Annotated in this window: 15 protein-coding genes; 2 read left to right on the forward strand and 13 right to left on the reverse strand. The window is 55.5% G+C overall.

The annotated features are described in order from the left end of the window. Positions 1-70 precede the first annotated feature (70 nt). From AC6IZD_RS10490 to AC6IZD_RS10530, 9 genes are all read right to left on the reverse strand, one after another. Positions 71-1,573 (reverse strand): ATP-binding response regulator, encoded by a 1,503-nt coding sequence (locus AC6IZD_RS10490; protein ID WP_497783256.1) that lies wholly within the window; start codon positions 1,571-1,573, stop codon positions 71-73. After that, the gene (locus AC6IZD_RS10495; RefSeq protein WP_497783258.1) at positions 1,570-3,696 is read right to left on the reverse strand and encodes an ATP-binding protein; all 2,127 of its coding nucleotides are present in this window, start codon (positions 3,694-3,696) and stop codon (positions 1,570-1,572) included. The genes AC6IZD_RS10490 and AC6IZD_RS10495 overlap by 4 nt, the downstream gene beginning before the upstream one ends. Beyond that, complete coding sequence (locus AC6IZD_RS10500) at positions 3,693-4,703, reverse strand: SpoIIE family protein phosphatase (RefSeq protein WP_497783260.1); 1,011 nt, start codon at positions 4,701-4,703, stop codon at positions 3,693-3,695. Before AC6IZD_RS10500 ends, AC6IZD_RS10495 begins: the two co-directional genes overlap by 4 nt. A gap of 9 nt (positions 4,704-4,712) precedes the next feature. Beyond that, positions 4,713-5,129, reverse strand: a complete 417-nt coding sequence (locus AC6IZD_RS10505; protein ID WP_497783261.1) for an anti-sigma regulatory factor — start codon at positions 5,127-5,129, stop codon at positions 4,713-4,715. Next, complete coding sequence (locus tag AC6IZD_RS10510; RefSeq protein ID WP_497783262.1) at positions 5,098-5,508, reverse strand: STAS domain-containing protein; 411 nt, start codon at positions 5,506-5,508, stop codon at positions 5,098-5,100. The genes AC6IZD_RS10505 and AC6IZD_RS10510 overlap by 32 nt, the downstream gene beginning before the upstream one ends. Further along, positions 5,505-6,401, reverse strand: a complete 897-nt coding sequence (locus tag AC6IZD_RS10515) for an STAS domain-containing protein (RefSeq protein ID WP_497783264.1) — start codon at positions 6,399-6,401, stop codon at positions 5,505-5,507. Before AC6IZD_RS10515 ends, AC6IZD_RS10510 begins: the two co-directional genes overlap by 4 nt. Before the next feature lie 194 nt (positions 6,402-6,595). Further along, the gene (locus AC6IZD_RS10520; RefSeq protein WP_497783265.1) at positions 6,596-8,023 is read right to left on the reverse strand and encodes a phytoene desaturase family protein; all 1,428 of its coding nucleotides are present in this window, start codon (positions 8,021-8,023) and stop codon (positions 6,596-6,598) included. Beyond that, positions 8,020-9,663, reverse strand: coding sequence for a lipase maturation factor family protein (locus tag AC6IZD_RS10525; RefSeq protein ID WP_497783267.1), 1,644 nt, complete (start codon positions 9,661-9,663; stop codon positions 8,020-8,022). The genes AC6IZD_RS10520 and AC6IZD_RS10525 overlap by 4 nt, the downstream gene beginning before the upstream one ends. 154 nt (positions 9,664-9,817) lie before the next feature. Continuing rightward, on the reverse strand, positions 9,818-10,642 hold the full coding sequence (locus AC6IZD_RS10530; protein WP_497783268.1) for a protein-disulfide reductase DsbD domain-containing protein: 825 nt from the start codon (positions 10,640-10,642) through the stop codon (positions 9,818-9,820). Between the two features lie 72 nt (positions 10,643-10,714). Between AC6IZD_RS10530 and AC6IZD_RS10535 the strand changes: the two genes are divergently transcribed. After that, a complete protein-coding gene (locus tag AC6IZD_RS10535) occupies positions 10,715-11,134 on the forward strand; it encodes a YciI family protein (RefSeq protein ID WP_497783270.1) in 420 nt (139 codons plus the stop codon). 69 nt (positions 11,135-11,203) lie between these two features. After that, positions 11,204-11,677, forward strand: coding sequence for a DUF4760 domain-containing protein (locus AC6IZD_RS10540; RefSeq protein ID WP_497783271.1), 474 nt, complete (start codon positions 11,204-11,206; stop codon positions 11,675-11,677). A gap of 50 nt (positions 11,678-11,727) precedes the next feature. On the opposite strand, the gene AC6IZD_RS10545 is transcribed toward AC6IZD_RS10540, so the two are convergent. The 4 genes from AC6IZD_RS10545 to AC6IZD_RS10560 all read right to left on the reverse strand — a co-directional run bounded on the left by AC6IZD_RS10545 (position 11,728) and on the right by AC6IZD_RS10560 (position 14,547). After that, positions 11,728-12,117 (reverse strand): response regulator, encoded by a 390-nt coding sequence (locus AC6IZD_RS10545; protein WP_497783272.1) that lies wholly within the window; start codon positions 12,115-12,117, stop codon positions 11,728-11,730. A gap of 26 nt (positions 12,118-12,143) precedes the next feature. Beyond that, positions 12,144-12,551 (reverse strand): hypothetical protein, encoded by a 408-nt coding sequence (locus AC6IZD_RS10550; protein ID WP_497783274.1) that lies wholly within the window; start codon positions 12,549-12,551, stop codon positions 12,144-12,146. A 299-nt stretch (positions 12,552-12,850) separates the two neighbouring features. Further along, a complete protein-coding gene (gene bfr, locus AC6IZD_RS10555) occupies positions 12,851-13,318 on the reverse strand; it encodes a bacterioferritin (RefSeq protein ID WP_497783276.1) in 468 nt (155 codons plus the stop codon). A 227-nt stretch (positions 13,319-13,545) separates the two neighbouring features. Next, positions 13,546-14,547: an aldo/keto reductase gene (locus AC6IZD_RS10560; RefSeq protein WP_497783277.1), complete on the reverse strand. Its 1,002-nt coding sequence runs from the start codon at positions 14,545-14,547 to the stop codon at positions 13,546-13,548. Positions 14,548-14,615: the final 68 nt, after the last annotated feature.

Genomic DNA, 14,615 nt, shown 5'->3' on the forward strand with positions numbered 1-14,615 from the left:
TTGCTCTTGCCTTTGATGTCATCCTGAGCGAAGCGAAGGCCCCCTACCCTACTGCTAGCGGCCCCAATTGCTATGCGCAGTTGTTCGCCAGGTCACGGTCCCCGTTAACATCCTCACTCACTGATGCATTGCACGCAGGAATCACAACCATCATGCAGGTGCCCGACCGGCTTGGGCGCGCACTGCTCCTAACACGCAGCCGTCCACTGTGTTGATGAACGATGGTCGCGCTCAACCACAAGCCCACTCCTGATCCCTTCAGAGCCTTCGTCGTGAAGAACGCCTCGAATATCTTCTTGATGTTCTGCCGGGGAATCCCAACACCGCGATCAGCAATCGAGATGCGGACTTCGCTCTCGCCTGAATCGTTCCAGCGCGTCATCTCCGAAACGCGAATCCGTATTTCTCCCCCAACGGTTGAAGCCTCGATCGCATTGCGCACCAAGTTCGAAAATACCTGCCGCATCTGTGCCGGAAAAACCTTCACCATTGCATTCGAGTTCCATTCCTTCCGGATTCGTAGCTCTTTGTCCACGATCATGCGGTTATGTAGTGCCAGCACATCATCGATCAGGTCTGAGACGTACATCTCGACTCGAGTATTCGATTCGCGGTTGAATGCCAGAATCTGTCGCGAGATTCGCGAAACGCGTTCCAATTCCTGCTCCGCAGTGGCCAAGTACTGCCGTGCAATTTCCGGCTCCGTCAGCGAACTCCGCAGGAGGAACATCAGGTTCATGATTGCTTCCAGCGGATTATTGATTTCGTGCGCAATCGTATGCGCCGTCCTGCCGGTAGCTGCCAGTCCCTCGCTGATCACCAAGGCTTGCTCAGCCCGCTTTCGATCCGTCGTTTCCTCCAGAATGAAGATGCTGCCGTTCGGCACTTCTTGGATGATGATTGGGTCGACCCGCACCCTGAAGAATCTCGTCCCGAGCTGCATTTCCTGCGGCGTTCTTAGGTTGTCAGTCGAAACCGTTGTACCAAAGACACTTTGAATCAGGTGTGTGACTTCGCAATTTTCAATTTCGTTGTACGGACGCTCCAGCAGGGTGCTCATCGCGCGATTGCAGCGCACAATGCGTCCCAAATCGTCCGTGATTGCCACACCTTCATTGAGCGAATCAAATGTCGCTTGCCACTGGCGGGCCGAGATCCTCGCCTGCGATTCCGCCTGGTACAACCGAACCAGCGACTTCACTGTCGCGACTAACACAACCGGTTCTGCTGGCTGTGTTAGATACGCATCTGCCCCACTGCCCAGGGCATAAAGCTTGCTCTCTGTGTTATGGAACGCAGCCGATAACTGGAGTATCGGGATGTGGCTTGTATGCGGGTTTGACTTGATACGACGGCAGACCTCGTAGCCCAGAATGTCGGGCAATTTGACATCAAGGACAATAACGCTCGGCAGTGTCTTTGAAAGTTCGAGAGCCTCTTTCCCCGTGGCAGCCTCAATCACCGGAAACCCTGCGCGCTTCAGTGCATGAACCGTCGTATACCGGTTCTCGTCGCGGTCGTCCACTACAAGTACACAATCGCTGTTTGCAGAACTTTTGCGCTCGTTATTCACGAATCCATCCCGATAGCGGCCAGAACGCTCCTTATTTCTTCTGCGCTGTCCTCCCTCCCAAAGGGCTTCTTGGGGAAAAACAGTGCATCCATCTCCTGTAGGTAAGTGTTGTCCTTCGCGGACAACTCCTTTGAAGTATGTATGACTACAGGAATGTTCCTGGTAGCCGCATTGCTCCTGAGTTCCCGCAGCACTTCGAAGCCGTTCAGGTCCGGCATCACTATATCGAGGAACACTATCGATGGGATGTGAATATCCGCAAGCCGGATGGCTTCACGTCCGTTATGCGCCTCCAAAATACGAAATCCGAGCTTTCCCAGCGACTCGCCCAACACATACCGCGTCACTTCGTCATCATCCACCAGCAACGCTGACCTAGAACTTCGGCCCTCGATCACTTCCCGCAGAGTGTTGGCCAGAATCATGGGCGACACAGGCTTGGGCAGGAATGCATCTGCCCCAGCCTCAAACGCCGCTTTCGGATCATCGACGACGCTCGTAACGATCGTTGGCCCGGAGTATCCGTGCGCCTTCATTTCCTTAATGTAGAAGAGGCAATCCTGTCCATCCAGATATCGGTCCAGCGTCACCGCCGCAGGGACAGTTCCTTTCATTGCAGCCCGGGCCTCGGGAATGTTCGACGCGAACACCAACTTGTACTGGCTATTCCGTAATGAAGCCTGGTGTACGAAGTTCGTCTCTTCGTTGTCCTCAATGAACAACACCGTGCGCCCGGGCTTTACTTGTATTGCAGGGGCGGCGCGTCTCCGTTCCGGCTTACCAACCGAAACGGGCAAAGTCACGATGAAAGTTGAGCCTACGCCCAACTCGCTCTCCAGCGTGATCGTTCCGCCCAACAATTCGGCTAGTTTCCTCGAAAGTGGAAGCCCCAGCCCCGTGCCTTTCACTCGTCCCTGCATCTCGCTTTCGACCTGTACAAACTCTTCGAATACGCGCTCCTGGTCTTCCCGAGCGATACCGATCCCTGTATCCTGCACGCGAAATACAACCTTGTCCGCGCCCAGCATTTCCGCGCTTACTCTCACCTGGCCTTGCCGCGTAAACTTCAGGGCGTTCGAAATCAGGTTTCGCAAGATCTGCGAAAGCTTGCCCTCGTCCGTGTACAGCGGCACCAGATCTTGCGCCGTATCGAACACAAGTTCCAGGCTGTTGGTCGCCAACAGCGGCTTCAGCATGCCGCGAAGCACTGCGAAAACATCGCTTACTTCAAAGTGCCGCGGCTTCACATCGATCTTTCCCGCCTCGACCTTCGCCAAATCAAGCAAATCATTCACGAGTTCCGACAATTCTTCAGCCGAACGCTGAATGAATCGCACCTGCTTCTCCTGCTCGCCCGACAGCTCACCGTCCGTGCGTCCCATCAACATCCGACACAACGACGTGATCGAGTTCAAGGGAGTCCGAAACTCGTGCGAAAGATTCGACAGGAAACTCGTCTTCAGATCAGACACACGTCGCAAGTCATCTGCATGCTGATCTAACTCTGCATACAGCGCCACCACGCCTCGGTTCGTGTCCTCGAGTTCGCGATTCAACTCCGCGAGCTGTTCTTGCTTCTCTCGCAACTCCGCCAAAGTCTTCAGCAACTCTTGATTCTGTCGTTCCACTTCATCAAACGGATCAGCCGCGTCGCTTTTCACTAACTCCGTTGCAATGCGCCGCACTGCGTTCTCATCCAGCGGCGTAGTAGTCGACGGCAGGGCCTTCCCTGCCTCTACTCTCGTTCCTTCCGAAGAAGATGTGATCTTGAACAGATCCATCAGACGCTTCGTTCCGGTGAGCCCCTTCCCGAGCCCCGTTTTCGAAACGTATCGGCCGTCCAGCACTCCTTGTAAATCGGAAATGCCTGGCCCCGAGTCGCTGACAGCCATCACGAACATCTGCGGAGTGGAGTCCACGATTAGGAACTCCACAACTCCGTCTTTCGCATACCTGTAAGCATTGCGAGCAAGTTCTGAAACCGCTGTTGCCAGACGGATCTGCTCCTGGTGCTCGAAACCCAGTAGTGCCGCAATATCCCGCGCTCGCTGACGCGCGTGTACCACGTGACGTTCATGCCGTAACCGCAGTGTCAGGATCGAAAACGTCTTTGGATCATTCATGCTGCTATCCGCGAAACCAGGATCGTAGCGTCATCCCGTTTCCGGCAAAAATCTCTGAAGAGCACGCCCGCAATCAGAGCCGGATGCCGCATCGTCAACCCCGGATATTGTTCAAAACTCCACCGCGTGCCCAAACCGTCGGAATGCATGATCAACGAAGACCCTGGCTCCCAAGGGTAGGAGAACTGGTGCAGTGTTCCCATCGAGTGCCCCACTGTCCCATTCATCGATACCAAGCTTCGCGTCTTACCCGCGTGGCAGATCGCACCAACAATGTTTCCTGCGCCGATGTAATTGAGCACGCGCTTCTCGTGTATAACTTCCGCAATCGCCACCGCCGCGCCACGCGTCTTGGCTAAGGCCAGGTGTATCTGACTCAAGATCTGTTGCGGTGTCCAGTCCGCGCACTCGTGGAAGACTCTCACGGCCTCGTTCGCGGCCTCTGCCGCCGTTGGACCATGCCCCAATCCATCAGCCACAATGTAAAGAGTGCGCCCCGTTCTCCACTCCGCGCTCCAGGCGTCCCCGCATACCGTCTCCCCATGCACCGGCAGCGAAATCGCGCTCATGTTCCACTGCTGATCTTCATCTTTTGGAGTGCGAAGAACCCTCGCCCACACCACCGTCCCATTCCCTGGCAACGAGAAAATCTGGAAGCTCTCTGCCAGCCGCTCCATTGCTCCCAACCCGTTGCCCGGAGTTCCTGCCGTCGAATAGCCGTCTTGCATACTGCGGTCAACATCTTTGATGCCCTTACCTTGGTCCAGGGCAAACATGTCGATCCCCGCCGAATTGCCAAACGTCCACGGAGAGAGAACAATCTGCCCCTCCCCGGCATGAGTGGCGATGTTCCGAGCCGCCTCTGTCACGACAATTCCGAGTTGCCCCTGCCGCACTTCATCGAAATGCATCGATGAAGCCATCGAAATCGCCGTTCGCCGCGCATTTCCTGCCAAACTCGAATCTGCCGAACTGATCGGAATCTGGCGATGCTCTTTCGACATCATCTACAGCACTCATTTCCATCGAATCGTCGTGACTTTCGTACCGGCGCCCGGCTTCGACTCGATCTCGAATTCATTCATCAGACGTTTACTCCCGCCCAGTCCAAGTCCCATTCCCTGACCAGTCGTGAACCCGTCCTTCAACGCCTGCTGCACGTCAGGGATACCCGGCCCGTTGTCAACAAAACGTAGCCTGATGCCTGTTCGTGTTCCATTCATTACTTGTGACAACTCGAGGAATCCGCCACCACCATGTTCCAATGTGTTGCGGGCAAGTTCGCTGGCTGCTGTCACAATCTTCGTCTGCTCAACCAGGCTGAACTTCATTTCAGTAACCCACACGCGAACGCGCTGCCGCACACTCACGACATCGGACTGGACCTTGATGGGGATATTCTCAGCCTTCAGTACGGTCCCCATCATACTCATACCCATCGCTCTCCTCGCGGCTCGTCAGTTTCTCGCGCAGGTATTCCATCCCGGATTCGACATTGAGGGCCGTTCGTATTCCTGGTAGTGCCATCCCCAGTTCCACTAGGGTGATCGCCACAGCCGGTTGCATTCCCACCACCACCGTCTCCGCGTCAAGCACCTTCGCCATCGATGCGATATTGGCCAGCGTTCTCCCAATGAAGGAGTCCACGATCTCAAGCGATGAGATGTCGATTAGGACACCTTTCGCACTCACCTCCGCAATGCGGGTTGTGAGATCGTCCTGTAACGTCAGAGCCAGTTTGTCGTGCATATCAACCTGGATCGTGACCAGCAGGAAATCTCCCATTCGCAGAATCGGAATTCGCTCCATCATGCCCCTCGCTGTTGTTCAGAGGTGCCCGAATTCGTGCCCGTTAGCTTTGTGGTAGTCGCGCGTACGACCTTTCGTCCGCTCTTTTCCAGCGCCAGCCAGAGTGCGTCAGAAAGTTTTGCCTTTGTGATGACATCTTCCAGGTTGATCCCGAGATGTACAATGGTCTGCGCAATCTGCGGTCGTATGCCGCTCAAGATGCACTCGGCGCCCATCAGACGTGCAGCCGTAATCGTCTTGAGCAAGTGCTGTGCCACCAGAGTGTCGACCGTCGGTACTCCCGTGATGTCGATAATGGCGAATCGCGAGTTCGTACGCACAATTGCATTCAGCAGCGACTCCATCACCACTTGTGTGCGCGCGCTGTCCAGCGTGCCAATCATCGGCAGCGCGATGATTCCGTCCCACAAAGAAACCACCGGAGTCGATAACTCCAGCATTTCTTCCTGCTGCCGCTGAATGATTTGATCGCGCCCATGTATATAGCTGTCCGTTGTGTGCAGCGCGAGATTATCGACAAAATCGTTCGCCAATGAGATCTGCCTGAACATCTCGTCAGGATCTTTGCCCCACTGTTTCCTCACTAGGGAATAGAGCGGTCCCTTAAGCGAGATCACAAACTTCGCTGTATCAGATGGCGTAAATCCCTGCACAGCGCGCGAAGCCGACAGATTGGCCAGCAACTCCCTCAGTGGTTGCCACTCAGCGGAATCGAGATTATCCAGCGCCCCCCTGGTCCCAACCGACGTGATCGTCGAGAGCACATCCGTTGCCTGGGCATTCAATTCGCGCTCATCGAACACACCGTTCCGACTGATGCGCTTCTTCAAATCACCGATCCAATCCTGCACAATCAACTCAGAGTTCTTCTGAATCAAATCCAGCAAACCGTCCATGAATGCTCCTCCGGTTAATGCTCTGCGGTCATCTGGCCGCGTGTCACACAAAGCACGGCTGTTGCGTTTGTTTGAGACCGAATTTGTAGTGGGAAAAGAAGTGTGCCTTCGTCAAATCTGGCTCGATTTCACAGCACGCTCTTGACTTTGGGAGCACTGCTGCACCTGTATGATGCCGATTCCGCAGCAAAGGTTTACACGGCCCAGATACTTCGCCTTAATGCCAAGGTGCTCGCGTTAAATCCACACATCCCGTGCACGCCGCCTCCCGGCGGGGTCGAAGACGAACAGAGATACACTCTCCGGTCCGACGTTGCATACTGACGCCACGTCGGACGAAATACAAATTGCGACAATGAAACTTCTCCCCCGTTGATATCGCCACCCGCAAGATTCGAATCCATCGCTTCAAGATCGCGTGACAGCAACACCCTGCGCGCTATGACGCAATCCCTGAACCCGGGTGCATAACGTTCGATTTGCGCTTCAAACCTCGGCAGCATATCTTCTGTGGAACCGTTCGGCACATGGCAGTAAGTCCAGGCCACATGCTTTCCCTCAGGTGCTCGCGTGCGGTCAAACAATGTCGGTTGCGACACCAGAATGTATGGACGCTCTGCATGACGCCCCCTACTGACCGTCTTTTCGGATTCCGCAATCTCTTGCAGACTACCGCCCAAGTGCAGTGTTGCTGCCCTTGAGCACTCCTTCGCTGTCCATGGAATCGGCTGCGACAGCGCGTAGTCCACCTTGAAGACTCCCGGCCCATGCCGAAATTTCTCCAGCAGGTTCCTGAACGGCGGAGTAAATCGTTCTCCCGCCATTTCAAGCAAAGCTCGCGGAGTCACGTCGCACATTGCCACATCGAAGTCGCCTAGATCCGACAACCGTTCCACGCGCTGCCCGGTCTTCACCTTTCCGCCTAACGATTCAAGATGCTGAATCAGCGCTTGCGTAATTGACTGTGATCCCCCTCGCGCAATCGGCCAGCCCTCCGCGTGCCCAATTGCCGCCAGAATGATTCCGAACGAGGCACTGAGTGGTTCATCCAGCGCGAGGAATGAATGCGCCGCCAGTCCAGCAAATAGCGCTCTAGTTCTCTCATTTCGAAACGCGCTCTGCGCCAGCGTCGATGCAGGCATTAGCGCCTTCACCCCAAAGGCCGCCGCCAGCAACGGATGCCTTGGCACATGCAGCATCGGACGTAGGAGATCTATCGCAATGCTCTTCCAATTCAGTGCCAGGCTTTCCACCAGTGTCCGCCACGCCTCGCCATCTTCCCCTAACTCGCGCACCGTTGCATCAAGGTCGCGCTCCAGCATTACGGCCGTGCCATCATCGAGCGGATGCGCCAGTGGCGCGTCTGGATGAATCCATTCCAATCCGTACTTCTCAAGTGGAAGTGACGAAAAGAACGGCGAACCCGCAGCCATCGGATGCACCGCCGCCCCAAAGTCGTGTTTGAATCCCGGAAGCGTCAACTCCAACGTCCTCGCCGCTCCACCTGCCACTTCTTCGGCCTCAAACACTTCGACTCGCATCCCGGCCTGCGCCAGTACGATGGCCGCCGCCAATCCATTCGGCCCCGCACCCACTACAACCGCCCTGCGCTGTGAACTCATTGCTTCGGCTCCGTTATTGCGGGCATGCTGATCACCGCCACTCTTCCGTCTGGCAACTTTTCCAGTGTTGGCGCGTATGGCCCCACTAACTCACGCCGCCACCAATTTCCTGTTTGGCGCTTCTCATTCATCGATGTCATCCAGTACTGCCACAGGACAGCGCGCACTTGTCGTGGCGGAGCCTTCGCAAATGGGTTCGCTGCAAACAACCCCAGAACGTCAGGATCATTGGACAGCAGCAACAGCTCGGTGCTCGGAACCAGCGCCGAATCTCTCCACGTTCCCAACGAAGCGAACCACAGGTTCCAATCGAATCGTGGTTGGTACGGCGCATATATCCTCGGCCTTGCGTCCAGTGCTTGTGGCTTGTAGCGAAATGGATATGCGACCCAATTCACACCATCTGCCGAGCCCTGGAATTCCACTTCGTATCGCCCACGCGTCATCACCGCAAACAGCCCGTACTGGTTCGTTACTCGGAATGGCTCTAGCGCTTGCACGGGAGCCATTGGAAGCGGTGCTCGACGAGCCACCATCCACACCAGCTTTGCAGTCGTGGCATAAAACATCCATCCCAACACGACGACAGTTCCGGCCAGCTTCATCGCTCCAAGCTGCTTCGAAACACTCTCGCCCCATCCATTTTTCGAAGCTGGCGACTCATCCAAATTCCTTGGGGCAATCCAACCTCGCAACACCGCAGGAGTCCACTTCATTACGAACCGGTCGTCCACCAGCAGGATTCCCAGCGCGAGCACCAGATAGTTGAGAAACGCATAATTCGCCGTCAGGATTACCCCTGTCTCCCACAGCGTGACGATCACGAACAGTACTCGCCGAAGTCTTCGCGGAAGCAGAATCATCCAGACCAGCACCAGTTCCATCACGAGCGTCGCAACCACCGTTCCCGCATGAAACCAGTGCGGAAGATGTTGCACGTACCATCCCACCCACGTCGGCAGCGGACAGTTCTGGTAATACTCATCCATGGCCGTGAAGTTGCGCCATTGAGGGTCACCGCTTGCCAGCTTCACCATGCCCGACTGCAAGTAAATCCGGAACCACTCCCACTGCAGCAGAAACAGGCTGAACCTCGAAGGAGGATTCGCCTCACCAAGCCCCGGCCTCACACCTGGCGGCGCGAAAAACAGGCAGATGAATCCTGCCTCCAGCAACATCCCATCTGATTGGTATCCCGAAAACTCTCCAGCCGCGGCCACAAATGACAGGAAGCACACGAAGCACAACGCCAGCATCAAGCGCGGCCATACATTCACAACCAGCAGCACCGACGCAAGCAATCCCACCCAACACAACCCCATCAGCATGCGCGCGCTGCTCGCAAACCACAGCAGCGTTGGCGCATACCAGAAACGAATCGCGCCCGGAGCTGCATCACTAATCAGCCTCAGATACTGTCCCGCGGACAAAATCCCATGCGGTCCAATCAAGCCTTTGATCTGAAACAGGAGTGCGTAGAAAGCAGAAAAGTAGATCAGTCCCAAGGAGCGTAGGAAAATCCATCGTGGCAGCAGCCTGTCGGTTGCTCCGAACCGAATCTCTCCATGGCGTGAACTGAAGACCCTGCGCAGCAATGAAGCGGGATCGCGCGAGCCCGGAACGGTCTTCTCTAGTTCCACGGGCTCCATTTCCCGGTCCATAGTAGTGCGGAATTATATAGACATTCTGAGCTGCGCAGTCCTGCGCCTCGTCACTTGGCGTAATTCACCTAGCACCCGTACAGGCATGTGGTGTTGGTGGGTCGCAGAACCAATCCCAGCTTCTTCATCTCCCCTACTTCTCCTGCAACACTGGCGCATTTACCTCGTACGCCTGATCTCCCTCCAACAGCACTCCTGTTATACGTGCTGGCACAGCATGCAGGTGATCCGACTTCTTCAGCTCCAGCCTTATGACTCCCTGAGTATCTTGACGTTGCTGCGGGGCGGCGTTGTCAATCGTCCCAACCTCCTCCGGAAAGAACGCCACCGCCTTGGTCGCATCTCCCGCAAAGCTCAGATCGAACGCATCCTTCTCGTTTGTAATTTTCAGCCGCACACGATGCGGCCACGACTTCGGCAGTTGAGCTGCGGCTTCTTTCAGAGTTGCGTCTGTGCTCGCGTCCGCGTGCTCCACTCCCGCGACCTTCAAGTCCGCGTTGAGTTCCGCTTTATGCGGCATGCAAACATCGTGGCACACCAGCCATCGTAGTTCGCCATTCACCGCCACATTCGTTCCAGCCTTCATCGTCGCCGGAATCTTCAAGGTACTCAGCAGCACTGTTTTTCCCTCGTACCCGTAACCCGTTCCAGCGGTATTCGCAATGTGTTGCGGTGCTGGCCACTCCAGCGGTCCCATCGTCACGCCTTCCGGAAGTTGCCACTTGATGCGTGGTGGCTCACCCGAATCTCCCGGATTCTTCCAGTACGTGTGCCATCCCTTATCCGTTTCGATCGCGATCCCAACTCGCACCTGCGCACCGGGTTTAGCGGCCGTCCGCTCCAGCAGCAGCGATGCTCGCGAGTGCGCAGGCGGAGCACTCGCCTGCGCCTCCTTTTTGTCCTGCGAACACGCCACCGTCATTATCAGAAACAAGCAGGCAGCCAGAATTGCTCGCATACATTCAAACTCCCGGAGCTATAGATTGGCTCTCACCATCAGAAGCTTCATTGCGACGAGGAGTTCAATACGATGCGATTCATGGTTCTGGTAAAGGCCGACAAGAATTCCGAGGCAGGTGTACTTCCCGATCCTTCTCTTTTTGAGAAGATGGGCAAATTCAACCAAGCCCTTGTAGAGGCTGGCGTGATGCTCGCTGGCGAGGGACTTCACCCCACATCCAAGGGAGCGCGCGTGCGCTTCGAAGGCTCCGAGCGAACCGTGATCCCCGGTCCTTTCTCTAAGGGTAAAGACCTCATCTCTGGCTTTTGGATCTGGCAGGTGAATTCCTTACAAGACGCCATTGAATGGCTTAAGCGCGCACCCTTCGACGGCGGCTCCGAAATCGAGATTCGCCAGATCTACGAAGCCGCTGATTTCGGCGATGCGCTCCCGCCCGAAGTCCGCGAGCAAGAAGAGCGTCTACGCCGGGAGGTTGCTGGGAAAAAATAACTCATCCAGCTTGCAATTCTTTCCCACCCAGTGCTGGTTTCCGTGCACACTACTCAGCCGGAGGATTACATGGACAACGTTCATGCCACCGTTGCCGACGCTGACTTGACGCTTCGTCTCTATGACTTGCGCCGCGAATCCGAAATGCGCAAAGCCCGAACCTGGTTTGGAGGCGAGTTCTGGCCACAAACCTTTGCCGAAGTCGAGCAGTGCATGTTCGATTTCGATTCTCAGCACAATCACTGGCTCCGCCAGGTACTGTCTTACTGGGATATGGCAGCATCGCTCGTACTTCGCGGAGCCTATCATCCAGGGCTCTTCTACGACACCTGTGGCGAGGCTTGGTTCTGCTACGCCAAGATGAAGCCTTTCCTTGCAGAGTGCCGCGCCCGTTTCGGCCCGGAATTCTTCTCGCATCTCGAGAAGGTCATCCTGAGCACGGAAGAAGGGCGCACCCGGCTCCAGCAACTAGAACAGCGTATGGCTCAGTTCAGCGCCATGCGACGTGGCCAGCGTCAGCCCAGCGCCACAACGGCTGCATAACGAAAAGGCCGGACAGTGTCGTCCGGCCTTCATCCCAACCAATCTCGATCTTAGTCGCGATCAGCAGCTGCAGACTTCCGCTTCGCCTTCAACAACCGTTCGATTTCATCCAGGATGCGGAATATGCCGCCGCCCTTCATGAACATTGCATCGGCACCCGCATTGCGCCATTCCGATACCGGGATCGGATAGGCCGACAGGATGATTACCACGGGCCTATTGTCGCGAGACTTTGCCTGCCGAACGACCTCGAACCCAGAGGTTTCCTTCTCCATGCGCATGTCCGTTACAACCAGGTCAAATGAAAGCTGGGCGAGTCGCTTAGTCGCATCTCCAGCAGAAACCGCCGTCGAAACGCTGAAATTGCGCGTCTCAAAGATGCTCTTCAATGTCTCGAGCACTGCTGTATCGTCATCCACCAGCAAGGCGTTAAATTGCATGTATCCTCGATCTTGCTTCATTTCTGTCAAGCGTGTGTTTCGCTAACATCCTGTGCCGAGTAGTCAACGCGGCGCGAGAGTGCGTCGGCCGTGGCATCCTTCAACGCCATATTGATGCGCTCCACTGCCTCATCGGCAATTCTTTTTGCGTCTGCATCACCGAGTCTCTCTACCGCTATATGCATCGGGAAAATAGCATTCCGCACATGATGATTCAACTCGGCAACGATTGCTGCACGCTCTAGTGCGACTTGGAAGTGTACTTCCTCGTGCCCAAGCTGAATAGCGAGCGTCACAATTACGGTCACCAGACCACCAATGCTGTTGGCGATCACCTGCCGCGCCATGGTCGAGTGGTCAATGGGCATCAGCGCCATCTGCGCTATGGCCGAAACCACCCATACCAACAATCCGGCGGCAACGGCCTTCATCACCTTTCGTTCTCTCTTGCGTCGTACCTGCACGTGCGCCCTCCAAGTCTCTCCATGAACCCACAAAAAGCAAACTAAAGCCTTTGAATGTTAAGGAACATCAGATAAATAGATGAGCAAATTGTCTGCCACGGCCCTAACTTCCACGCACTCTGCCTTGGTTACCATTGGCCCTGCTCAGCGCATGTCCTAAACTGATGTACTCTCGTTCAGCTCACGATTCCTTGGGCTGTCAGAATCTTCGGCAAAAGAAAAGAGGCCCTATTCTAAGGCCTCCTCCTAAGTTTCTGCATCTCGGCCGGCTAGCCCATCTGCTCCGATAGGTAGCGCTCGTATCCAATCTCCTCGATTAGGTGCAACTGCGCTTCCAGCCAATCCACGTGCCCTTCTTCGTCCTTCAGAATATTCTGAAGAAAATCGGCCGTGGAGTTATCTGCCTCTTCTCTCGACAACTTGATTGCGCGGTTGTAAAGCTGCACTGCGCCCAGTTCCAACTGCAAATCGCTCGCAAGTTGCTCTTTCACCGTCTTGCCCACGTTCAACTGCGTAGGCCCGCTAAGGTTAGGCGTTGCATCCAGGAAAAGAATTCTTTCGATCAACTTTTCGGCATGCTTCATCTCGTCGATCGATTGCTTCTTGATGTACTTTGAGAGCGCTTCGTACTTCCAGTTTTCGCACATCTCCGCATGAAGAAAATACTGATTCACCGCCAACAACTCTTCTTGCAGAGCCTCGTTCAATACGGCAATTACCTTGTCATTACCCTTCATCGCCTGTATTCCTCCGGGGATACGTCCGCTGCGCGGAACAGATAGCTTACACCACGAACACCCTTCCATGTAGTATCCGCGTAAAAACCAGATCTAAGCTCCGCGCCCACTCGCACGCGAGGGCTTGACGAAAGAGACTGTCATAATTCTTGGCTTCTCCCGTCCCTTATCGCCGTTGTTGAGCGTTTTCATTAACTCGAACTTTGCGCAGACTCAATAGAATTTTTCTATCTCGAAAGTCCGCTCATCATGTGCTCGGGATACCGCGTTCCTGCCGCGACTCCCTTTGGTGCGATCTCCTCAATCTGCTTCAACTCATCTTCCGTCAGCTTCACATCTAACGCCGCCAGGTTCTGCTCCAAGTACTTCCTGCGCTTCGTACCCGGAATCGGCACGACATCCTCTCCCTGTGCTAGCACCCAAGCAATTGCCAACTGCGCGGGCATGCATCCCTTCTGCGCTGCCAGCTCTTCCATCTTCTTCACCAGTTCCAGGTTCTTGTTGAAGTTCTCTCCCTGGAATCGTGGCTGGTGTTTGCGGTAATCGTCATCCGAAATGTCTTCCCAGCGCTTGATCTGTCCTGTAAGGAACCCGCGCCCCAGCGGACTGTAGGCGACGAATCCAATGCCCAGCTCGCGACACGTCGCAAGCACCCCATCCTCCGGATCCCGTGTCCATAGCGAGTATTCCGTCTGCACCGCCGTAATCGGGTGCACCTTGTGTGCCCGCCGAATTGTGTCCGGTCCGGCTTCGCTCAGCCCCAAGTAGCGCACCTTTCCCTCGCGCACTAGTTCCGCCATGGCGCCAACAGTTTCCTCAATCGGAGTCTCCGGATCGACGCGATGCTGATAGTAGAGGTCAATCGTGTCCACACCCAGACGCTTAAGACTTCCTTCACAGGCCTGCTTTACATACTTCGGTGAGCCATCGATTCTTCGATCCAGCGCCCCTGGGCCTGTGCGTACAAATCCAAACTTCGTAGCGATCACCACATCATTGCGCTTGCCGCCCTTCCAGCTTTTCACCGCCGCACCGACCAGCATCTCGTTCGTATGCGGCCCATACATATCGGCCGTATCTAGAAAGCGCACCCCTCGATCCAACGCGAGATGAATCGTTGCCGTAGATTCCGCGTCATCACGGGTCCCGTAGAAGTCGCTCATTCCCATACAGCCCAGCCCAAGAGCCGTGACCTTCAAGCCTTGCTTACCAAGTGCGCGTTCCTGCATTCAAACTTCTCCTTTTTCAGTGTTTGATGATTCAGCGTCTGCCCGAGCGACATCAACCACCTTGCGAA

It is taken from the genome of Koromonas humicola (genome assembly GCF_059726255.1).

Bases quoted from the DNA above. Each gene is read 5' to 3' on its own strand.
- AC6IZD_RS10515 (WP_497783264.1), bottom strand. From the start codon at position 6,401: ATGGACGGTTTGCTGGATTTGATTCAGAAGAACTCTGAGTTGATTGTG.
- AC6IZD_RS10535 (WP_497783270.1), top strand. From the start codon at position 10,715: ATGCGATTCATGGTTCTGGTAAAGGCCGACAAGAATTCCGAGGCAGGT.
- AC6IZD_RS10520 (WP_497783265.1), bottom strand. From the start codon at position 8,023: ATGAGTTCACAGCGCAGGGCGGTTGTAGTGGGTGCGGGGCCGAATGGA.
- AC6IZD_RS10540 (WP_497783271.1), top strand. From the start codon at position 11,204: ATGGACAACGTTCATGCCACCGTTGCCGACGCTGACTTGACGCTTCGT.
- AC6IZD_RS10510 (WP_497783262.1), bottom strand. From the start codon at position 5,508: ATGATGGAGCGAATTCCGATTCTGCGAATGGGAGATTTCCTGCTGGTC.
- AC6IZD_RS10530 (WP_497783268.1), bottom strand. From the start codon at position 10,642: ATGCGAGCAATTCTGGCTGCCTGCTTGTTTCTGATAATGACGGTGGCG.
- AC6IZD_RS10545 (WP_497783272.1), bottom strand. From the start codon at position 12,117: ATGCAATTTAACGCCTTGCTGGTGGATGACGATACAGCAGTGCTCGAG.
- AC6IZD_RS10505 (WP_497783261.1), bottom strand. From the start codon at position 5,129: ATGAGTATGATGGGGACCGTACTGAAGGCTGAGAATATCCCCATCAAG.
- AC6IZD_RS10560 (WP_497783277.1), bottom strand. From the start codon at position 14,547: ATGCAGGAACGCGCACTTGGTAAGCAAGGCTTGAAGGTCACGGCTCTT.
- AC6IZD_RS10495 (WP_497783258.1), bottom strand. From the start codon at position 3,696: ATGAATGATCCAAAGACGTTTTCGATCCTGACACTGCGGTTACGGCAT.
- AC6IZD_RS10500 (WP_497783260.1), bottom strand. From the start codon at position 4,703: ATGATGTCGAAAGAGCATCGCCAGATTCCGATCAGTTCGGCAGATTCG.
- bfr (WP_497783276.1), bottom strand. From the start codon at position 13,318: ATGAAGGGTAATGACAAGGTAATTGCCGTATTGAACGAGGCTCTGCAA.